The sequence below is a fragment of the Nocardia sp. NPDC055321 genome, from assembly GCF_053645575.1.
In genome coordinates, this window is record NZ_JBSHMS010000038.1 from 1 (window position 1) to 21,154 (window position 21,154).

Annotated in this window: 18 protein-coding genes; 7 read left to right on the forward strand and 11 right to left on the reverse strand. The window is 66.3% G+C overall.

Annotation, left to right across the window (positions count from 1 at the left end; genetic code table 11):
- Positions 1 to 133: 133 nt before the first annotated feature.
- From ACWIGI_RS37465 to ACWIGI_RS37490, 6 genes are all read right to left on the reverse strand, one after another.
- On the reverse strand, positions 134 to 466 hold the full coding sequence (locus ACWIGI_RS37465; protein ID WP_454208329.1) for a hypothetical protein: 333 nt from the start codon (positions 464 to 466) through the stop codon (positions 134 to 136).
- A gap of 455 nt (positions 467 to 921) precedes the next feature.
- The gene (locus ACWIGI_RS37470; protein WP_454208330.1) at positions 922 to 1,527 is read right to left on the reverse strand and encodes a DUF4192 family protein; all 606 of its coding nucleotides are present in this window, start codon (positions 1,525 to 1,527) and stop codon (positions 922 to 924) included.
- The gene (locus ACWIGI_RS37475; protein ID WP_454208331.1) at positions 1,524 to 1,859 is read right to left on the reverse strand and encodes a hypothetical protein; all 336 of its coding nucleotides are present in this window, start codon (positions 1,857 to 1,859) and stop codon (positions 1,524 to 1,526) included. Before ACWIGI_RS37475 ends, ACWIGI_RS37470 begins: the two co-directional genes overlap by 4 nt.
- Positions 1,860 to 2,107: 248 nt before the next feature.
- Positions 2,108 to 2,251 carry a hypothetical protein gene (locus ACWIGI_RS37480; protein WP_454208332.1) on the reverse strand — a complete coding sequence of 48 codons (144 nt, stop codon included), beginning with the start codon at positions 2,249 to 2,251 and terminating at the stop codon, positions 2,108 to 2,110.
- A 114-nt stretch (positions 2,252 to 2,365) separates the two neighbouring features.
- On the reverse strand, positions 2,366 to 3,151 hold the full coding sequence (locus ACWIGI_RS37485) for a PP2C family protein-serine/threonine phosphatase (RefSeq protein WP_454208333.1): 786 nt from the start codon (positions 3,149 to 3,151) through the stop codon (positions 2,366 to 2,368).
- A gap of 192 nt (positions 3,152 to 3,343) precedes the next feature.
- Complete coding sequence (locus ACWIGI_RS37490; RefSeq protein WP_454208334.1) at positions 3,344 to 3,727, reverse strand: hypothetical protein; 384 nt, start codon at positions 3,725 to 3,727, stop codon at positions 3,344 to 3,346.
- A 26-nt stretch (positions 3,728 to 3,753) separates the two neighbouring features.
- Here ACWIGI_RS37490 and ACWIGI_RS37495 point away from each other — a divergent pair, with 26 nt between their 5' ends.
- From ACWIGI_RS37495 to ACWIGI_RS37505, 3 genes are all read left to right on the forward strand, one after another.
- Positions 3,754 to 3,993: a hypothetical protein gene (locus ACWIGI_RS37495; protein ID WP_454208336.1), complete on the forward strand. Its 240-nt coding sequence runs from the start codon at positions 3,754 to 3,756 to the stop codon at positions 3,991 to 3,993.
- Positions 3,994 to 4,739: 746 nt separating this feature from the next.
- Complete coding sequence (locus tag ACWIGI_RS37500; RefSeq protein WP_454208337.1) at positions 4,740 to 5,045, forward strand: hypothetical protein; 306 nt, start codon at positions 4,740 to 4,742, stop codon at positions 5,043 to 5,045.
- The gene (locus tag ACWIGI_RS37505; RefSeq protein ID WP_454208338.1) at positions 5,042 to 6,793 is read left to right on the forward strand and encodes a hypothetical protein; all 1,752 of its coding nucleotides are present in this window, start codon (positions 5,042 to 5,044) and stop codon (positions 6,791 to 6,793) included. Before ACWIGI_RS37500 ends, ACWIGI_RS37505 begins: the two co-directional genes overlap by 4 nt.
- A gap of 64 nt (positions 6,794 to 6,857) precedes the next feature.
- Here ACWIGI_RS37505 and ACWIGI_RS37510 read toward each other — a convergent pair whose 3' ends face one another.
- The 3 genes from ACWIGI_RS37510 to ACWIGI_RS37520 all read right to left on the reverse strand — a co-directional run bounded on the left by ACWIGI_RS37510 (position 6,858) and on the right by ACWIGI_RS37520 (position 10,287).
- Positions 6,858 to 7,922, reverse strand: a complete 1,065-nt coding sequence (locus ACWIGI_RS37510; protein ID WP_454208339.1) for a dTDP-glucose 4,6-dehydratase — start codon at positions 7,920 to 7,922, stop codon at positions 6,858 to 6,860.
- Positions 7,923 to 8,002: 80 nt separating this feature from the next.
- A complete protein-coding gene (locus ACWIGI_RS37515; protein ID WP_454208340.1) occupies positions 8,003 to 9,097 on the reverse strand; it encodes a DegT/DnrJ/EryC1/StrS family aminotransferase in 1,095 nt (364 codons plus the stop codon).
- Entirely contained in the window at positions 9,094 to 10,287 is a 1,194-nt protein-coding gene (locus ACWIGI_RS37520) for an NAD(P)/FAD-dependent oxidoreductase (protein ID WP_454208341.1), read from the reverse strand. Before ACWIGI_RS37520 ends, ACWIGI_RS37515 begins: the two co-directional genes overlap by 4 nt.
- Before the next feature lie 609 nt (positions 10,288 to 10,896).
- Here ACWIGI_RS37520 and ACWIGI_RS37525 point away from each other — a divergent pair.
- Both ACWIGI_RS37525 and ACWIGI_RS37530 read left to right on the forward strand, forming a co-directional pair.
- The gene (locus tag ACWIGI_RS37525) at positions 10,897 to 11,652 is read left to right on the forward strand and encodes a hypothetical protein (RefSeq protein ID WP_454208342.1); all 756 of its coding nucleotides are present in this window, start codon (positions 10,897 to 10,899) and stop codon (positions 11,650 to 11,652) included.
- 341 nt (positions 11,653 to 11,993) lie between these two features.
- Complete coding sequence (locus ACWIGI_RS37530) at positions 11,994 to 12,458, forward strand: hypothetical protein (RefSeq protein WP_454208343.1); 465 nt, start codon at positions 11,994 to 11,996, stop codon at positions 12,456 to 12,458.
- 185 nt (positions 12,459 to 12,643) lie between these two features.
- On the opposite strand, the gene ACWIGI_RS37535 is transcribed toward ACWIGI_RS37530, so the two are convergent.
- Complete coding sequence (locus ACWIGI_RS37535; RefSeq protein ID WP_454208344.1) at positions 12,644 to 13,111, reverse strand: hypothetical protein; 468 nt, start codon at positions 13,109 to 13,111, stop codon at positions 12,644 to 12,646.
- A gap of 355 nt (positions 13,112 to 13,466) precedes the next feature.
- Between ACWIGI_RS37535 and ACWIGI_RS37540 the strand changes: the two genes are divergently transcribed.
- Together ACWIGI_RS37540 and ACWIGI_RS37545 are read left to right on the forward strand one after the other, a co-directional pair.
- Positions 13,467 to 13,796, forward strand: a complete 330-nt coding sequence (locus tag ACWIGI_RS37540) for a trypco2 family protein (RefSeq protein WP_454208345.1) — start codon at positions 13,467 to 13,469, stop codon at positions 13,794 to 13,796.
- 68 nt (positions 13,797 to 13,864) lie between these two features.
- Positions 13,865 to 17,557, forward strand: coding sequence for a tetratricopeptide repeat protein (locus ACWIGI_RS37545; protein WP_454208396.1), 3,693 nt, complete (start codon positions 13,865 to 13,867; stop codon positions 17,555 to 17,557).
- Between the two features lie 125 nt (positions 17,558 to 17,682).
- Here ACWIGI_RS37545 and ACWIGI_RS37550 read toward each other — a convergent pair whose 3' ends face one another.
- Positions 17,683 to 20,955, reverse strand: a complete 3,273-nt coding sequence (locus ACWIGI_RS37550; RefSeq protein ID WP_454208347.1) for an NACHT domain-containing protein — start codon at positions 20,953 to 20,955, stop codon at positions 17,683 to 17,685.
- Positions 20,956 to 21,154: the final 199 nt, after the last annotated feature.

Consider the following 21,154-nt stretch of genomic DNA (forward strand, 5'->3'; position numbering starts at 1 on the left):
CAACCCCTCCCCGCCGTCCCGCTGCTTCTTGGTGTGGTGCCCCCACACAAACAGCTCAATCTAGAACCCACCCTGGGGGCGGCGCCCGTGGAGCCCCCCCCCCTGGCCTCCCCCCCCTCCCCGGGGCCGATGGTCAAATCTCGCTGACACCGATGAGCGCGAACTCAAGTTTGTAGACCTTCTTGACATGGAACTCGGTCTTCACCTTCTTGAGGTCGACATAGGCCGCGAAATGCAGGAACACCGGCCCTACGGGCACATTCAGCGAGTTGGCGACAGTCTCGGCCAGGATGTACACGAACGCGAACACCTCAGGCAGCGACGGCGTCACCAGCACGAGAATTCCGGTGTCGATCTGCACAGACCCTGGTGTTTCGAACAGGTATGTGTTGTAGGTGTTGTCGGACGTCAAATACGCCTGTTTGGCGTCATCGAACGCCGATTTGGAAACGGTCGGGGTGTCCATCGATATCTCCTGGATGAAGTGACATTGGTTGCGGTGGAACCGCTTTCGACTCGACGAACGTATGCAGGGACGCTCTCGATGTTGCAGCCGATCCAGTGAGCGGACCCCTTCTCATCTGACTGGCGGCACGAAACCGCCCTGTTCAGGAGGGACGCCACGGGTTTAGGGCGCCTTCTGACCCGCGCGCGAGCCACGAAGCCGCTCGCGTGCCGATCCGAGCGGATCAGGCCCGCGGGTTACTCGGGGTGAACGGACAGCTGCGCGCCCGCAGCGCAGTTGCCGGCGGGACGCGCACAGCCGATGTCACAGGCAGAGGCGGAGCACGCGAGCCTCTGTTCTCGATGTACTCAGCTGGTGCTGGCTGGTCGACTGTTCACCGAAGCCGGTCAAGCTCGGAAATCAAGAGGTCGATGTGGGCTCGGACGGCGCCGGCGGATGCGATCGTCCGCTGGTCGTCAACTGCCCGGCGGACCTTCGTGTCGCGAGGGCAAGGCGGCGAGTACGTCATCGAGGTTCTCGCCCAGGAGTTCTCGGCTGATGGCCCGCGCGCGGACAGCCAGCTGTTTCAACGGGCCTTTCTTCAAGCCCGCCCGCAGCCTGCCGTGCACGATGTCGGTGCGGTCGTGCTTGCGGTCGTTGTCGATAGCGACGTCGACCGCTGCCACAGCCAGGTCGAGATCGCCGCGCAGGTACGCGGAATAGGTGAGCCGAAGCGCGGCTTGGGTTTGGTCTTCGCCGGTGAGTGCGCGCACCAACCGCGTCCACAGGTACTCGACGGCGGCAGCGTAGGGGGCGTCGGTGAACGCGAACATGACCTGCTGGACCTTGTCGTCACGCAACGCCAAGGCCAGCTCTGCCAGGTCCCGCGGACCGGGTTCCTGGCCCGCGGTGACACGAGCGATCACGGTCAACACCGTGCGCAGGTCAACTGCGGTACTCCCGCTCGCATTCCCCGCCAGGACAGCGGTACGCGTCTGCTGCGCCGTCGAGGCGAACGCCTCGACGGCTTCCCGGGCTGCGGGGTCCGCGGCGACGGTGGTGGCCGCGTCGATCCGAGTCATGCAGTGGCCGAGCGGGTTCGAGCGGATCGGGGACCGTCGGCGGTCCCGGCGACGAACTCGGAGAGGCCGGGGTAGGTCGGGCCCACGAGCAGGAAGTACCAGTTCGCGTTCTTCGGGTCATCGCGGGTGAAGGTCATCGCGCCGTTCACGAGCCCGCCGTCCACGACCCAGTACACGCCGCCGGTGGCGGTCGCGACCTGCTGCGCGTCTACGCTGGTGATCGTGGTGGCCACGATCGACTTCGGCTTGCCGGGTCCCTTGCGGGTAGAGCAGTGCAGCTCGTACCCGGTCTGATCAGGCAGGGCCCATTCGGTAGCAGGTTCGGTGGTCATGATGGCGCCTTCCAGATACAGCGATCCATGTCGCTGAGGGTGTGGAGCCCGGTTTCTTCGGGCTCGGCACCACCCTCGCAGCGTCTATCGATCGCTGTTGCGATCTTGGCAGAGTGCCACCAGGTGAGGCCAGGCGATTGCGGACAGCGAGTGCGAGACGGCGACCGCCGCAGGCGAGCCGAACTCGCCGATGCATTCGGCGGCCGTCTGACCGGCCGCCGAAGTCATCGGTCTTCGACATTCCGAACTCATTCGGAGTGCGCATGGGCGTGGATCGCTGCGTACTCGTCTTCGATAGCCCGCTCGAGCGGAACACTCGGATCCGGTGCGGCCCGGGCGAGCGCTGTCGCGATATCGAAGCAGATCTCGCACGAACTGTCCTCGTCGATCATCGTGCAACTCCTTTTCCTGTCAACATGTTTCAAGCTCTGCATGGCTTAGCCCGGTCGATCAGTCGCGACCGTGAGTGAGGCATCGCATCGATCGCAGGAGCGGCTCGTGGTGGATCATTCAGGCGCATGGGTGATTCGTATGATCACCATCGAGGCGTTGTCGGCGTGGTCCCCGCCCGCGGCGACAGCCTTCCCGGTGACTGCGATGGCGGCGTTGTGCGCTGACGGTGACGCTGCCGCGATCGTGCCGATCTCGTCGTCGGTGAGTACACCGTGCACACCATCGGTGCACAGCACCACTTCGACGACCCGATCGTCGGTGATCGGGCAACTGAATTCGCCGGTGCCGGCGGCGTCGAGAAGGGATCGAAGCAGTTGGTTCGGAGCGGCGGGGTCGTTGTGGTCCGCGGTTACCTGCTGCAGGCGAGGGTTGGAGGTCGTACGGATGTACGCGCGGCTGTCACCACGCCAGCCCACGCTCAATCGACCGGTCGGGGTGATCACGGCAACGACCAGCGTGGTGTCCGGGCAGGTTCCGGCGCAGTGGGCGAAGTCGTCGAGTGCGTGCGCATGTCCCAGTTCGGCGTAAGACCGCAGACGGCGGGGGAGTTCGGTGCGGGTGTAGTCAACGATGTGTGCTGGGGTGAGCCGGAACTCGGAGTAGACGGCGAGCTGGCAGGCGACCGAGACCGCGCCGTGGGCGATCGTTTCCGAGCCGAAGCTTTTCCCGACGCCGTCGGCGATCGCGACCACGATCGCGTGTTCGGTGGTGTGGTCCGGGTGCGCAGCCCAGGTGTAAGCGTCCATGTTGACGCTGCGGGCGCCGATTCGGCTGGCGCCACCCAGCTCGAAGCCACCGATCCGAGCACTGCTGTCCATCGTCATCGTGTCGTCGAGCATGGCAATCTCCTGAATACGCTGAGGTCGTTGTCGAGTTCGATCGTTCCGGCGCAGCAGCGCGGTGTTTCAGAACTGTGCCTGGGATCGGTATCAGGTCTTCGGCGGAATGCCGGTGCTCAGGCAGCAGGGCGCAGGCTTCGGTCGTCGGGGGCGGAGGTGGGTTCGCTCTCGCGCTGGCCTGTGTATTGGCGGTCATTGACTATCAAGGAACTGGCGGCCCCAACTGACGGGAACGCCGTTCTGCGCGAGCTCGATGGCCTTGACCAGCTGATCGACGGAGAGCTCCGGCTTGTCGGTGAGGTACTGGGCGAACAGTTGCGCACACCGCTCGGCGTCGTCGGTCGGGGAAAAGGGTTCGTCTACACGTTCACCGCGGGCGCGTGCGATAGCCCTGATCTGCAGGCTCTTGTCTGTGATCAGCAGGACGAGATCGTTGATGCTGCGGTCTGCAAGGAGCGGACCTAAAAATGCAGCGCCCAAGTCTTTCTCGAATACTCGCCACGCGACTGCGCGGGCGGCGCGGCGCCGCGCCTCAGCGACGTTCGCAAGCTCGGTCCTCTTCGACTCACCTGACATGACTACTTCCTCGACGATTGAACGCGATGAACCGCCATCTGCGCCGATGGTCAATCCAAACTGTCTGTGTCGCAAGTATTTCCGGCAGCGCAGCACTTTACCCAGATGCCGTGGCAGATCAGAAGGTCCTGGATCCTGCGCTGACTTACCCAGACGTCGGGGTCGTCGGGGTCAAGACCTGCGTCGAGGAGAGCCTGTCGGTCGATGGAGTCGTCCATGTTCAGTTCGACGAGGTGACGACTGCGGCGGTTCCGGAGGTGATCTGACCGTCCGGTGGTTGTCCTATGCGTGGTCACTGACCGGAGTCATCAATCATGGCGTGTTGCGGCTGGAAGCCGCCTAGATTGGCGTGGTGCCTGTTTCCGGTTGGAAGCTGCACTGTTTCCCGGCTGAGTTGCCGAAGTCGACGAGGACACCCGCGTTCATGCCGCTGATCGCCGATGACTGGCGAGGGTTGAGGCCAAGGCTATCGAGGCGAAGACCCCTTCCTGCTGCCGCCTGGATTCGATTGCGATGTCGCACTGAACAGTTTCTTCCTGTCCGCCGCGGTCGACGTGGTCGCGCCCGATCCGCCCGCGAATGTCGAATCGCCGCCCTCGGGCCGACACCGACATGCTGATACCGCCGGATCGCCGTGGTCGCGCGTTCGGATTCGAGGCCACGAACAGGCCGGGCCCGTGGGGGAACCCCGAGGGGAAGGCTGCGACCCCACGAGCCCGACACCTGAACCCTCGCAGTGTCCGGCCCGCATGTTGCACGCCGACCGAGGGCGAGATCGCCCGCGCAGCGAAGGTGTCGACGCCGACCGCGTTCGGTTCCCTGCCATTCGACAGCAGTCGAGGTACTCGGACAGGGTCCGCGGTGTGGTCTGTCGAACAGGGGCCGGCCGTGCCCAGGTGTCGGCGGCCGCACGGAGTGTGACATTGACTATCTATCGGCTTCTGCGGGGCCGGAAAGGATGGATCCACAAGTCCATTCGACCCGCCGGCCCACGGCGGAACAGGAGGTTTCGATGAGCGAGCCGACCCCCATGTCATCACGCCGGCGGCGGCGTCGTCCGCGCCCGGCGGCGGCCGCCGCGACCCCGGTATCGGCCTCGGCCGTGCCCGGCCGCTGGGCCGGGGCGGTGACCACGATGTCGCTGGCTGTGGCCGCGCTGACGAGCTTGAGCGTTCAGGTCGCCGTCGGTGTCGATGTCGTTTCGGCCACCGTTGCGGTGACCGGGGTGTTGATGTGCGTCCACCGGATCGCAGGCGGTCCGCGCGGCCCGGAACCGGTCGGGCGCGCAGTCGACCACCGCACCCGGGACCGGCCGTGATCCGGCAGACGCGGGTCCTGGTGCCCGAGTCCGCGATCAACGCACTCGAGGTGATTCGAGAACGTCGAGGGCTGCGGTCCCGCAACCGGGCCATCGTCGCACTACTCGAGGAGTACGTCGAGGTCCAGCGAGTGCTCGATCCGCCCGCGCGACTGACTCACGTGGCGACCGTGATCCGGTACCCGCCTCCGCGCTCGGATCGCTGGTCCCGGACGGTCGGCACGGGACGGTCGCTGGCCCTGCGATGCGATCGAGGGCTGTGGGAGGCAGCGTGCGCGTTGGCCTTTCGACTGCCGGGGCAGTTCGCGTTCCGCGGACACCGCGACTATCAATCTCGCCCCGGCACGGACGCGGTACTGACCGCGATCGCACGCGTGCAGCCACTGGACGATCGTCTGCTGGGCAACCACCAGCTGTTGACCGTCCGCCAGGCGTCCGGGCTGTGGCACCTGGTCGTCGAAGCCACTCGCACTCACGCGGAACGCCTGGTGACCGAACGCGCCGCCGACCACGCACACCAGCGTGAGCGCGAGAAGTCCACGGGGGACAGGACCGACGCGGAACGGGTCGCGGACCAACTCGTTTACGATGTGGGCTGGCTGGGACCGCACCGGTTCACCCTGGCCCGCGAGATCGTGCTCAAGCGCTTGTCCTCGACGTACTCGCGTGCGTACCTGCGGCTGCTGGACGACGACCGCGAACCTCGTTCCAAGGTCTGGACCGAAGAGGTCGAGCACTGGAACCGCGTCGCAACCGGCGGAGACGAGGGCGACCTCGTGCAGGCAGCGCACCGCGGCGCCACCGCGGTGTGGCGCGCCGAACGCGCGGTACGCGCCCACGACATGCTGGCGTGGATTCGCGCGTCCGGAAAGGCGTCGACGCCGGAAACTTTCGTGGTCGATCCTCCGGGCTGGCAGCTGCGCCACCCTCGTGAATGGTTCGCGAGCATGGTCACGACCGAGAAGACGCTGACCGAATGGCACCAGCACATTCGGTGCGGACGTGTCCTACTCATCGACCACAGCGCCGGCCGGTTCGTGTGGCCCACGCGCGCCGCGGCCGACGAGTCCACCGAACCCGTCCCGGGCTTCGAAACGGTCATCGCGCACATGCACGCCCGCGAGGCCCGCGAGGTCATCGAAGTCGTCCTCATGGGCGGGCCGGCCCACGGCGCGATCCACCGGAGCAGGGAGATCGACCTGCGGGTGAGGGTGCCCGCGCCTGTGGCCCACGACCTGGGGCTGATCACCGCCGCCGAACGCGACACCCGGGTCGAGGCGGCCCGGCGGGCCGAATCCGACCTGCGACCACGACCGGGCTGGGAGTTGCCGATCATGAACCACGACATCGTGTTCGACGATCTCGAGCACAGCTATCGGTCCGGCGACGACCGTGCCGCGGCGCGAATGGCCTACGCCGGCGGGCTCCGATCGTTCGTGAAGTTCCTGCGAGAACGACACCACCCGTCGGTGTCCTCGCACTGGTTCTCGTGGCAGTCGTCGATCCCGGATCCGTGGACATGGGACGCGCCCTCGGTCGCCGCGGTGATCGCCGACGGCCGGCTCGGGCAGGACGTGGTCCGCTGGCTTCTGGTCTACCGGGTCGAACAGCGCCGCCGAGCCCTGTCCGTCGATGTCGAGTACCGATGGCGTACCGCCGCTACCTACTCTGACGAGCCGACACCCGTCAGTCAGGCCGAGGTACACGACAACGCGCGGGGAGAGCCGGACCTGCCCGCGCCATTCTGAGGTTCGAGCGGCGCGAGCGATACCGATTGGCGGCCCGCCGTCGGTCGGTCGGCGGGGTCGTGAGCTAGGTGGCGGTGGGAGTGGCGGTGCTCCAGTCGAATTGGAGTTCGCCTTTGGTGGCGATGGTGGCCTGCCACCAGTCGCGGTTCGCGACGTACCAGGCGACGGTCTCGGCGATGCCGCTCTCGAATTCGTGAGTGGGTCGCCAACCGAGTTCGTTCTCGATCTTCGCGGGGTTGATCAGGTAGCGGCGGTCGTGGTTGGGTCGGTCGGGGATGTGTTCGATGGAGTCGGCGGGGTCGAGTCCGAGCTCGGCGGCGATGCGGTGGGCGATGTCGAGGTTGGTGACTTCCTTGCGAGCGGAGATGTCGTAGATCGGCAGCAGCCCGGGGTCGGTGGCGGCGTCGGCGCGGACAGGGTCGAGTTCGGCGTGCAGGACCTGGTGGATGGCGGCGCAGTGGTCTGCGACGTGGAGCCAGTCGCGGCGTTGCAATCCGTCTCCGTAGACGGGGATCTTCTTGCCCCGCAGCAGGTTCGTCACGGCGAGGGGGATGAGCTTCTCGGCGAGCTGGTAGGGGCCGTAGTTGTTGGCGCAGTGCGTCATTCGCAACCGCATGTCGGGGTAGGTCTGCATGTACGCCCGAATGATCTGATCTCCCGCGGCCTTGGACGCCGAGTACGGGGTCTTGGCATTGAGGGGGCTGCGTTCGGTGAACCACTGCTCGCCCTCGGGAAGCTCGCCGTAGACCTCGATGGTCGATACGTGCACATGCGAGGTGACCGGGTGGAGTCGGCTGCATTCGGCGATCGCCTGCGCGCCCAGGGCGTTCGAGCGCATGAACACGCTCGGGTCCAGGATGGCGCGGTCGTTGTGGGACTCGGCGGCGAAGTTGACGACGTAGTCGGGCCGATAGCGTCGGTAGAGCGTTTGCATGGCGGGGAAGTCGGCGATGTCGGCCTGTTCGAAGGTGATTCGGTCGGCGACGGGGGCGAGGTTGGCGGTGTTTCCGGCGAAGCCGATGTAGTCGAGGGCGACGATGTGCGCGTCGGGTTCCCATCGGGTGAGGTGGTGGACATAGTTCGCGCCGATGAATCCGGCAGCGCCGGTGACGAGGTAGACGGGAGCCATGTCGGCGATGCTAGCGGGCGGGTTCGCCGCCGCAGCCCGGTTGTGCGGGGCTGCGGCGGCGGTACCGGTGAGGGTGAGCGTCACTGCTCGGCCAGCGCGCGGTGCACGGTGGCTATCACCTCATCGACGATCGGCGCGCTCATGCCGCGCCACAGGGGCAGGCAGATGTGCCGGTCGGCGAAGTCGTCGGCGAGCGGGTAGAGGTGGCCCAGGCCGAACCCGTCCAGCACCGGCAGGGTGTGCAGCGGCTGGTCGTAGACGCCTTTGCCGAGACCGACACCGCGCGCGCGGAGGTCTTCGCGCAGGCGGTCGCGGTCGATGCCGGGACCGAGCACGGCGATGGCTTTGTGCCCGCTGAGTCGGCCGTGGCGGTCCGGGAAGGTCAGGCCCGCGCCGGTGAGCGCGTCGGTGTAGCGGTCGATGACCTGGGTGCGGGAGTCGATGTCGCGGGAGAGGTGTGCGAGTTGGGCGTTGCCCAGCGCGGCACCGATTTCGGTCATGCGCCAGCTGCCGCCCCACAGGATGTGGGTTCCGGCGTGGTCTTTGCCCTGGTCGCGATACTGGCGGGCGGCGTGATCCAACGCGGGGTCGTCGGTGGTGATCGCGCCGCCTTCCCCGCCGGTGGAGACGACTTTGGTGGTGAAGAACGAGAACGCTGCGGCGTGACCGTGGCTTCCGGCGGGCCGGGTGCCGAGGCTGGAGCCGTGGGCGTGCGCGGCGTCCTCGATCAGGGGAACTCCGGCGGCTGCGCACAGTTCGACCAGGCGGGGCAGTTCGGGGGAGAGGTGGCCGCCGATGTGTACCACGACCACGGCCGCCACGTCGGGGGTGAGCTTGTCGTGCACGTCGGCGAGGTCGGGGTACAGGCCCGAATCGTAGAGTCGCACGCGCGCTCCGGCGTTGATCGCCGCCGCTGCGGTGGCGTAGTTGGTGTTGGTCGGCACGAGCACGGTGCGCCCGTCCACGCCGAGGCTGCGGAAGATGATCTCGAGGGCGATCGTGCCGGAGTTGACCGCGATGGCGTAGCGGGTTCCGGCCATGTCGGCCACGGCGGCTTCGAACGCGGTGGTGTGCTCGCCCAGGATCAGCTGTCCCGAACTCAGGATGTCACGTACGGCAGCGACGGTGGTTTCGATCTCGTCGGCGGGGATCTGGGCGGTGAACGGCGGAATCATCGGATTACCTCTTCGGTGTCGGTGGCCCAGGGGGCGCGGGTGACGTTGATGGTGTCGGGGTCGGTGAACGGGGAGTGCGCGGGAACGGGCAGGGGCAGCGGCTGCGGGCGGCCCGTGATTGCGGCGGCGGCGTCCCGCGAGGCGTGCAGCGCGAGCGTCATCTTGCCGGGAAGCACTGTCCACCAGCCTTTTACGCCGTCGTGGGCGTCGTGGTCGATCACCGAGTAGTTCGGCTGCGTGCCCCAGCTGTCGGAGGACTTTCCGGCGTGTTCGGTCTTGCTGCACACCCACGCCAGTCCGCTGTGCGGGTCGATCGTGTCCTCGCCGAGCAGGTCGAGGACCTCACGGGTGAGTTCGGCCGCGTACGCCAGCGGCACGGGCCACCGGCCACGTCCGGTGATGAATTGCTGCGGCGCGCCGTATCGCGAGGCCAGTACCGTCCCGCCCACAGCCGCCGGTGCCAGCGCGGGCAGTCCGAATTCCAGGCCGATGACCGGTCCGGCCACCTCGCCGCGAAAGGCCATGAGAACCTCGAGCCGCGAGCGGAGTTCGTCGGCGACGACGGACCGGGAGTTGGTGAGCAGTTCGTGTGTGCCGATTCCGCCGCAGACGATCACCGACGATCCGGCGATGAAACCGTCGGCGGTTTCGACGCCGATCACACGGCCGCGTTCGGTGACCACGCGGCGAGCGTGCGCACCGGTGAACAGGGTGGCCCCGTGAGCGAGAGCGTCGGCGGCCAGGTCCGTGAGCATGGAGCGGGTGTCGATGACCAGTTCGCGTACTGCGGCGACGTGGAAGTCGCGCTGGGGCATGCTCGCGAGCAGGGCAGCGGATTCGTCGGGATCGACCGTGCTCGTGGTGAACCCGTGTTCGCGCCACAGCCGCTGATACTCGCTCAGCGTCGCCTCGGTGCCCACGTACCGGCACTCGCGCGGCTCGACGATGCGTGCGGGGAACGACTCGTGGAATGCGTGCTGGGCCTCGGCGCACAGGGCGGCGACGTGGGGGTGGTGGCGGGCGTAGAGCGCGCCGCTGTGAATGATGCCGTGGTTGCCGGTGGTCGCGCCAGCGCCGAGGGCGTCGCGCTCGACGAGGGCGGTGCGGAGTCCGGCGTGGCTCAGGCGCACAGCGGTCATGAGTCCTGCGATGCCGCCGCCGATCACGATGGCCTCGAATGGGTCAGACACTGACATCTCCTTTTCTATAAAGACGTTTCCTACGTTTCGGAGTCGTGGTGCGTGACGCCCCGTGCATCTCCGTCGGTCTTGCTGATGTCTCCAGTCTCCGAGCCCTCGAACTCGATGTTGCAGATCGTCGAGCGTCGATAACGTCTGTGCAGCACCACCTTTCGAAACCGCCGGACAGCGCCGCGCTCGCGCGTGCACTGCCGGGCGACGTGGCGGCGCACTCGGCGCACGGCTCACCGGCCAGGAGCACCTGCCCGCTCACCACTGCTGACGTGCAGGTCACCGCCGCCGAGAGCGCATCCATCGGCCCAGGTGCGCGCCGCACAGGATCGAGCCGTACCGTCGGCCGGTGGAGCCCGGCATTCCCGATCGACCAGAACCCGCTGTGCCGCAGCAGATTCGGACAGCCCGCGTCGACGACTCACGCACCGACAGCGTTCGACAGCTGCGGCCACCGCCGGCGCCCTTCCGCACGAGGGCACCGCCCGGGCCCGATCGGGCACAACTCGACCTCTGCCCGCGCAAGGCCCGCGGCGGTGCCGCGAACTGCCCCTGGCTTGGCCCTGCGCCGCGCGGCCTGGGAGATGAGGGACTTGTAGAGTTCGGGCCATGGGCTCGGGTGTGGAGATCATCGAAACCGAGGTGCTGCGCGATCATTGGTCCGCGATGTGGAGAAAGGCTGCGGACGGACAGGTCGTCCAAGTGAACCGGTACGGCCGAGCCCCGTCCGCGATGCTGATATCGACCGGGCTGTGGCGCGAAGGCCAGCACGCGCATCCTGAACTGGCCGTAGCGGATTCGAGAGTCATCGAACGGACATCGACCACCGCGCGGATCGCGGTCAGCGAAATCATCGACGATCTAGAGCAGGGCAACCACACGCTCGTGCTGTTCCGCGGCCGCCCGCAGGCGGTGTTCGCGCCCTACGACTGGGTGCGCGCCGCGTTCCCGGAACTGAGACTGGCGGCCATCGAGGACCGGGCCGGCAACGACCTCGTCGACCAGGTGCTCGTCGTATATCGCAAAGCCCGCACCGAACAGCGACTGATACGGGAATTCGCGGCAGAAGCGGACCCGGTCTGGGAAGCCGACCGGAGACTGACATCGTTGAGAGGGCCGATTCCCGTGCGCCGGCGCGAGATCCTGCATGGCGTGGTCTACGTCGTGGACGGCAGGGTCGCCCGAGTGCGCGCGCTCGAGCCGTCGGGACACTGGCACGAAGCAGGGGCAGCGGTGAGCCTGGCGCCGGTGTCGAAGATACTGTCGCGCAAACAGATCGACGAACTGCTCCCCACTCTCCGCATGTATCCCGGCGATGCTCGGGCCGCGTCGGTAGGCGCGTCGCGCGAGTACGTGAACCTGTAGAGGACCCGCCTCGGCTCATGGGCGTGCGAACCCATGCAACGGCGATGGTGTGCGCTTCGGCGGCTGCGGTGATCGCCGAAGGCCGACTCGGACCAGGCGTGGACTGCTGGCTCCTGCCCTACCGAGTTGAACAGCGACGCAGCCGCACCTGGACCAGCGTGGTGCATCGACGGGCGCCGGGTCAGAACCCTCGCGGTGCGCACGGGGGCGGGAGTGAACGGACGCCCTGAGATGCGGTGTGCCCGTGGACCGGACAGTCGAGGACACGGCCGCTTCTGATCACCCTGGAACACCCGCATCTGGTAGCGGCGAGAATCTCGGCCATGACGAACTATGCGGGTGTGCCGGTCACCGGCCCTGGTTGGACGTTGGCCGAGCACGGCGTCGACGACCCTGACACCTGGTGGCGCACAGTCGAGTTCCCTCGGTTGGCCACCGCGATGCTCGCGCGCGACCCGCTCATCTCCCAGATCAGTGTCATGGCCCGCAACGTCGAGCGGTTCGGTGTTCCGCTGGTCGGCAGGACACGCGCGGTGTTCCGGCCCAGCGACGGCTATGTCATCAAGGTCGCTCACACCGAGGAAGGTCTGGAAGCGAACGCGTTGGAAGCAACGGTGTCACAAGCACCGAACCCGGCTGTCCCGGTCACACCCACCGAACTGCTCGATGACGGATCCGCACGCGCACAAGAGGTCCAGGTGTTGGTGGTAACCGACTATCGCACCGTGCCGAGCTGGGTAGGGTCGGTCGATTGCGCTCAGGTCGGGTACCTGGCTGATGGCCGGCTGGTCGCGTACGACCTGTGACCGTGTCCGGCAAGCTCGTTCGTTCCGCCGCGGCACGCCATCAGGGGGTCGGCCGGGTGCGGGGCAGAGCAGTACGCGGCGTGGACATGGAAGTCGTTCGCTGAGGTCGGGCCTCGACGTATCCGACTTCCCAGTCGGGGTCGGGCACTTCGTTGACGAGCCCGGCTACCTGGTGCGTGTCTCGGTCAGCAGTTGTCGAACTGCCACCGACCATCGATGACGGTCCATGTCCGCGGCGCCATCGCCGATGCTGGTGCGTTCGGGTCCGAATCCACGGTCACGACCTGTCCGGATGAGCCGTCGACCTTCACGACCCAGTCGGTGTATGCCGGGTTCCGGCCGGCGTAGAAGAGGTCGAGCATGTGCCCGTACGCCTCCTGAGACACCAGTTCGTTCTTGCAACGCTGGGAGTAGAAACTCCACGCTGTCGCCACATCGCGAGCCGACGCCGCACGGTCCAGCTTCTCCGCAGCGTCACGAAGCGAAGCCGAATCCGCCGCAGCTGCTGAGGGTTTGACCGCAGCCGAGGAGGTCACGGCCTGGGACGACGGGGCCGGAGACGGTGCCGGCTCCTGGGAAGAGCAGCCGACCAGGGCGAGTGCTGCCACACCCGCTACGACGTAGTTACGCATGCCGGGGACGATATCGGACACTTCGGACATTCGATAATCAGCCCAGCGAACCCCGTGAACCGAGTGGTTCTACCCGGCACGCCAGACGTTGCAACGCTCCGGTCCCGGTCCCGGTCCCGGACTCGAAATCGGTTGAGGCATGCACGAACTGCCCTGCTTTCGGATGAGGGCCCTGGTGGGTGCCGGCATGATTGACCCGCGGTCGACCGCCCGGCACCGAACGACCGATGGTGGTGGACGGGACCGGGCGGCGTGTGTCGTGGTGCCGCGGATCTTCGGATTCGGGATCTGCCCAATCGATTTCGCTGCGACGGTTTGTCGGGAAGGATGATGGACACGATGGGGCGGCGGATACGCCGACGACGATGGGGTGGTCATGGAGATCGAACTGGGCGACGCGGTCGCGGCTCTGCGCGATGAACTGGTGCGAGCGGCCGCGCGCCGCAGCGAGTCTGATCTGGCGTTCGCGGTGGGACCGATCGAGTTGTCGTTCGAGGTCGAACTGCGCAAGGACGCCAAAGCCAAGGCGGGTTTCAAAGCCTGGGTGGTCACCGGAGACGTCGAGGCCGGTGCCGGGCGCACACGCAAACAGCGTGTGAGCGTGACCCTCACCCCCCAGGCACCCGGCGGCGGGGACGTCCTGGTCGGTCGCACACCCGATGACGACGATCACGGTCAGGGCGTGCCCGACCGGATCGAACCCTAACCGAAACACGGCGTGGGCCCGGACCCGCACGGGCGGTAGAGGATTCCAGGACGGAGCAGCCCATGCCCATGGAAGAGACGCAGCTGATCGAGGTCTCGGGCGTGCGGACCGGTTCGGGGTACCTGATCGCGGCGCGGCTGGTCCTGACCTCCGCGCACGTGGTCGGGAGCCTGGACGCACGGGTGCGTCTGTCCCGGCCCACTGTCGCAGTCGGCGACCGCTACGACGGCACGGTGGTGTGGTGTGGTCGTGCGGGTGAGCGTGACGACGCCGCCCTGGTCCACGTCGATGACCCGCGGTGGCGGCCGCCGAGAGTGACGCCGGTGGTGTGGGGGCGTCTGGTGACCCACCGACCCGGCACCCGGTGCCAGGTATGGGGATTGCCGGACTTCGCGCGCCACCACAACAGGTCCGAGCTGCAACAAGTACTCGGGACGATAAGTCCGGGCAGCGGGCTCGTCGGTAACCGCCACATCGTCGAAGTCGCCACACAACCACCCGCTGATCTGGGGGACTCCCCGTGGGCGGGGATCTCCGGGGCCGCGGTGTACTGCGGTGACCTGTTGACCGGCGTGGTAGCCGCCGACCCCGAACACCGTCGCCACGGCGCGCTCGTGGCCGTCCCGGCCTACGTGCTGCTCGCGGATCCCCGATTCCGGGCCGCCCTCGACCTTCACACCGGACCGGGCGGAACGCGCTGGGAGCCGGTCGAGTTGCAGCCGCTGATGGACGTGCAGTCCTCACCGCGTACAGGTACAGGACCGGCCTCGCCGTCGTCGCTGCTTCTCGCGCGGCACGCGGTGGTGCCGTTCCGGCCGGGCCGCGAGGAACTCCTGGAGCAACTCCACCGCTGGGCCCAGACCGACGACGGTGCCGGGGCGTGGCTGTTGCACGGGCGCGGCGGGCAAGGAAAGACACGACTCGCCCAGCAGTTCGCCGACCAGCTCACCGCAGCGCGGTGGAGCGTGCTGTGGCTCGCCCGCCGGCCATCGGGCCCCGAGTTGGCGGTCACCGCCGAGGTCAGAACTCCGCTGCTGGTGATCGTCGACTACGCCGAAACCCGCACCACCCAGATCAGGGACCTACTGACCACGCTCGCCGGCTCCAGGAGTCAACGGCCCGTGAAAGTGCTGCTGCTGGCACGCTTTCTGGGGGAGTGGTGGAATCAGATCGCCTACGGCAGCAGCAACGCCGGGGACATCATCGAGCGCGCAACCGTGACCGAACTGCGAGCGCTCGACGATTCGCCTGTCGCGCGGCAGGACACCTACCGAGCCGCGGTCACCGCGTTCGCGGCCGCGCTACCAGCGCTGCCCGGACCGAACACCGACGTGGACTGGCCGGGCACCGCGCACCAGATCATGCGCGCACCTGTCCCGGCATTCGACACCGCGGCCACCGCACTGACGGTGCAGATGGGTGCCTTGCTCGCACTGCTCGACACGACTATCACCTCACCGAGCACGCCGGTGCCCGGGCGAAGTTTCGAGGACCGAGTCCTCGAGCACGAACACCGGTATTGGGAACACGCCGCCGCCTCCTACGGCCTCGTCGAAAAGCTCGGTCTGCCTACTCTCAAGGACGCCGTGGCCGCCACAGCGGTCCTTGCTCCGACCACCACCGGCGAACTCGACGACGTCTTGGCCAAGATGCCGGAACTGACCGATCAGCCCACGCATATCCGGAAAAGCGTCCACGCATGGCTGATGGGTTTGTATCCCGGCCACACAGTCGGCGGGTTCTCGGGACTGGCACCGGACCGGCTCGCCGAGCACGTCGTGGGGCGTCTCATGATCGACTCACGCCGCTGCGTCATCGACGACGTGATCAGCACACCACTGGTCGATCCACAGATCCAGCAGCTGCTGACAGTCTGTACGCGCGCGAGCGCGCATCCCGCTTTCCAGCCCACCGCAGGGCAGCAACTCACCGACTGGTGCCGCCGCCACCCCGCCACCTTGCTGATCAACGCGGTCACAGTAGCCACCCGCGTCGAAGTGCCCGGCCCCCTCATCGACGCTCTCGAGCAGTCCATCGAAGATCCCGCGACCTCGCTCGAGACCTTGGAGCGGCTGCGTGGAGCTGTGCCCCGCTCCACGCACGCACTCGCGTCGCTGGCCGCCGATCTCACTGGGAGGCTCACCGAGCGCTACCGCAGCGACGGCCAGTCACCCGCAACCAACCCCCGCCTCGCCCTCGCCCTGAACGACCTCACCGCCCGGATGGGGGAACTGGGACGACTCGAAGACGGGCTGACTGCGGCAGACGAAGCGATCCGCATCTACCGGACATTGGCCGACGCACGCCCCGACGACTACGTGCACGACCTCACGATGACCCTGATCAATACAGCTAACCTGCTCGGTCTACTGCAGCGATTCGACGACGGGCTGACCATGGCCGCCGAAGCCGTCAGCGTATGTCGAACCCAGGCGAGAGCCCCCGCCGAAACCCGCCTGCCCGACCTGGCAGCGAGTCTGGCCACGCTCACCGCCCGGCTGGGTGACCTGGGGCGGTTCGAGGAGGCGCTGGCCGCAGCCGAGGAAGCCACCCAGCTCTACGGCAGGCTCGCGGACGCAGATCCCGGCAGACACCTGCCCGACTACGCCCTTGTCCTGAACAGCCTCGCGATCCGACACCGCGAGCTGAGCCGGTTCGAGGAGGCGCTGGCCGCGGCCGAGAGAGCCGTCGAGATCTACCGCGGACTCGCTGACGCGGATCCCGATGCCTACCTCGGCTTCTACGCTCGGAACCTCACCCACCTTGCGGAGTATCGAGGTGCCCTGAACGGGTTCGAAGAGGCGCTGGCCGCTGCTGAAGGCGCTGTCGAGATCTACCGGAGACTGGTCCGTAGCCGTCCCGGCACCTACCTTCTTCCCGACTTCGCTCTGAGCCTGGTCGGCCTGGCGATCCGCCGACGTGATCTGGGACAGCTCGACGACGCGCTGACCGCAGGAGAGGAGGCTGTCGAGATCTATCGGACCTTGGTCGACACCCGCCCCGACGACCTCTACCGTCCCGAACGCGCCGTGAGCCTGGGCGTTGTTGCGGACATACACACTGATCGGGGACAGTCCGACAACGCGCTGACGGTGGCTTACGAAGCCTCCCAAGTCTTTCACGGGCTGGCCGTGGACAGACCCGACCAGCACATCGCTGACTACGCCGTGAGTCTGAACAAACTCGCAGCTCGGCTCGATGACGTGAACCGGTTCGAGGACGGGCTGACCGTAACCGAAACGGTAGTAGGGATCTATCGGAGCCTGGTCGATAAGCGCCCCAACTACCTTCCAGACCTCGCCACGACCTTGATCAACCTCACCGCTCGACGCGGTGCCCTCCGCCGAAACGAGGAAGCGCTGACCGCGATCGAGGACGCGGTGCAGATCTTGCGGAGACTGGCCGCAGTACATCCCGATACGTACGGATCTGACCTGGCCACCAGTCTGTACAACCTCGCAGTGGTGCTGCGTAGCCTGGGGCGGTTCAAAGCAGCGCTGACTGCGATCAGCGAAGCCGTTCAGATTCTCGGACGACATGTCGCAGCACAGCCCGCAGCCGTCCTTCCTCTCTTGTCCACCGTGCTGGTACAGCAAGCGATACAGCTCGGTGAACTGCACCGTTTCGGTGAGGGGCTGTCTGCTATCAAGTTGGCGGTCAAGGGCTATCAGAAGCTCACCGAGATGCACGGTAGTCCGCCACCAGAGCTCGACCAGGCATTGGCAATACTGGCCTGGATGAAATCCCAAGCTATGGCCTAAGCTTCGGTCGCCCTGACGTGAATCGATCGCCTTTCGAAGGTCGGAAGCGAGCAATCCGCGTCGGGTGCCGCCGCCGCGGTAGGCTTCGCTGTCACGCTTTCGGTGTGTTGCAGGGCTACGGGATGTCACCGGTTCCAGAGTTCGGTGAGGCGCGGCCAGAGCTCTTCTCTGTGTTTGGCCGCAGAATAAAGCATGGCCTGCTCGACGAGCAGGCGCCGACTGCTGCGGTTAGGCGCGGCGGACGCGAGGGCAAGAAGCGTTGCGACATCCACCTTTTCTTTCCACGCGAAAGGAATCAAATGCCCTTCGGGAGTGGTTCCAGTTGTCGCGATGTGTGTAGCAATGTCGAGAACTACAGACCTTCGATCATCATCATGGCCGCCGATGGTTCTCAATCCCAATATTGGCGACCATCCAACCTTTGGGATGAACTCCTTGGCTGCATCCCAGTAGATATCCCATGTCATCTTCGTAGAAATCGCATGGCCAGGACTGCGTAGCAGTTCTATTGTGTTCATTTTACTGACCTCAAAGGAGTAGGTCCAATATCGATCGTCATTGGCTTCGTATAATTCGACAGCGATCGGGATGATTTCCGGGCAGGGGTTGTTGTCGAGCCATCGGAGTGCGTGATTGGCTTCGATCAGCGGACCGGGGTCGGTGGCAGGCCGATGCAACTGGCCGCGAAGAGCGGTAATGGCCCGAATGGCACGCTGAAGATCCCATCGACCTGGTGGGGGTTTCAGGGGGCGATCCTGCGAACTGATCGCTCTGGACTCGCTTCCGAAGGCATGTCCCAGTAATGCCCACGGGCTGGCGTCATCGAGTTGAGTTCCTGGTGCAAATCGTCCTGCCGCGAGGGCGAATTCGGGCCCCTGGTTGCCCAATAAGAGTGAGGCGAGCGTTGTCAGGGGAGGCAATTCTCCCCCGTTCTCGAGAAAACCTTCCGGGTCGGTCGCTGTGATGTGCATCCGCTCGAACAACTCCAGCACCGGTGCAGATACGACGCGGCGTACTCGGTCCATGCGATGGCCTGGTTCGAAATTGGTCAGATTGGACACGATGTTGTTCTGGACAACCAGCTTTGCCTCACGCAGCTTATCGAGCAGGCGGGCAACGGATTCCTCCCTGAAATTCCGGAAATCTCGATATATGAGATCATCGCTCACAACCCGATCTACGATAATCGTCTCGACCAGGTCGGGGCGCGCCAACGACAGTGTTTCGAGCGAGTCTACGACTACCTGAAAATTTGCAGGCACCTCCCTCGCTATGTATTCGAGAATTGTTGCGCTTTTCAGGTCGAATGGGTCCAGTCGTTTCGCAAGGAGGGTGTGCTCTTCCCACTGCACCGACCCGCGCGGACCGCGGAAGATGTGGTCGACTGTCGTGGCGGGGTCGATCTGATGGGCCAAGAAGTAGTTGGCGTTGGCGAGAGCGGCCAGGACTCTGTGCTCGGCTGTCGGGATCGTTGGATCGGCGTGTGGGAGCAGGGCTGTGTCGATGGTGTTGCGTAGGTAGTTGTCGGGGTCGCCGGCGGCCGCGAAGTCTTCAAGGTCGGCGAGCAGAACGTCTTGGTGGTCGGGGGCCAGTTGTCCTATGGCGTGTTGGAGCGTGGTGAGCCATTCCGGTCGCAGGACGGCGGTCCGAGCGAGCGCTGTCGCGGCGGTTGCGTCGCGGGTCATGAGGTCGGCCAGATGACGTCCGGCGAGGTGCTCGTGGATGGTGCGGTGTAGCCAGCGGTAGTGGTGCTCGAGGGGGCTGAGTTGGGGGTTGGGGCTCCCGTGCAGGGTCAGCAGTCCGTCGGCGTGTAGGAGTTCGGACAGGTGTGGGCGGTGGTGATCTGGGGTGTGGTTCAGGAGTTGGTCGACGGTGTTGGTGTCGTGCCACTGACCGAGCGGGCTGCGCGTCCCGGTCATGGTCGCCATGCCCCAGGCGATGTCGGTGGCGGTGGTTTCGAGTTCGGCGATACGAATCGGGTCGCGGCGTTGCTGCGCCGCGGGTTTCCATCGTCGTTCCAGGAAGCGGGTGATGTACCGCTTGTACAGGATGTGTGTGCGGGTGGGAACGGCCTCGTCCTGGGCGACGAAGGCGACCAGACCAGCCATGACCGGGATCGCGACCAGGTCCCGCACTTCCTGGGAGGTACGGCGTGCGGTGGCGACTCGCTCGAGTCCGGCGCCGGGGTGGTGGGTGAACCAGGCTGCGAAGAACGCGTCGGCTTGGGCGGTGTCGAGCTCGTCGGTCAGGTACTCCACTTGCTGGTGCAGGGGCCGGTCGTAGCCGGTGATCCGTGAGGTGAGCACGATCCGTCCCGGGATCGGGTCGAGCAGCTTCAGCAGGCCGCGAATGTTCTCCCGGTCCGCTGGCTCGTACACCTCGTCCCAACTGTCGAGTGCGAGCAACGTGTGTGGGTTCTTCACGATCATCGAAGCGATGGCCTGTGCGCGGGCATCCGAGGAGTGCGGTCCCACACCGGGACCGTGCGCGAACCATCTGCCCGATCCGCAGTCGGCGATGAGTTCGGCTGCGTGTGTGATCGAGGTGGCTCGCTGTGTCCTCAGTGCCGCGGCGAGATCGGGCAGTGTGAGCGCGAGTGTGGGCCCGCGACGTTCGGAGCGGGCGCGGTGCGTGGCGAGCGCGGTCAGGATCGTGGATTTTCCGCTGCCGGGGTTGCCGAGCAGGACAGCGCGGTGGGCCTCGGTGAGGGTCCGCACCGCTGGAGTTCCGTCGGCGCGAACGATGTCCGCGTACAGCTCGGTCTGCGGTGAATTGCCGGGATGCTGTGTGAGCCAGTCTGGCTGGAGCTGGGTGATGCTCATCGATCCCGCGAGCGCGGTAGGTGTGAGCTGGGGCGGGTAGTAGATCGGGGCGGTATCGACCGCATCGTAGGCAGCCAGGAGCGCGGTATGGATCTGCTGGTCGAGTTCGGGGCCGCGGAGCTCGGCGCGGATCGCGAGGGCGATCGCGGCGCGAGGTAGAGGATCGAGCGCGGGCCGGGGGGCGGTGAGCAGTTGTCTCAGGTGCGGTTCGTTCTCGAGGCCGACTCCACGCGTCAGCTCGTCGGCTAGGTGTTCTGTGAGCGGTTCCCCGCGGGTGAAGTAGGCGCGAAGTTTGCTCTGGCGGTGCCGAAAGCGGTCGTGCAGCGACGCGCGCGGGCGGGTGCCGGCATGGATCGCCGCGATGTCGTTCACGGTGAGCGGGCCGGCGTTCTGCGGCTGTTGGGCAGCGACCATGAGCAGCGCGAGCGTGCTCCAACCGGGGACCACCACCGTGTCGATCGTGTCGTAACGGTCCAAGTGCGCAGCGGCCGCGAGGACGAGCTGTATGCGGTCGGAGCATCGAAGGGCGATGGTGACGAGTACACGAGCGGAATCTGGCAACACCAGCTCAGGCATGAGATGAGGGTAGTAGTCCTGGGCTGCTCAGTCGGCTGGGATGAGTATGCAGTATGTGCAGTCGATAGGTGCCCCGCATGGGCAGTGCCAGGACGGTTCGCTGACCGCAGTCTCGATTGTGTTGATATCCACCATGATCGGGAAGGACGACAGTGTCGGAACAGGACAGCGAACGAGGAGGAACCGGACAGTCGGCGGG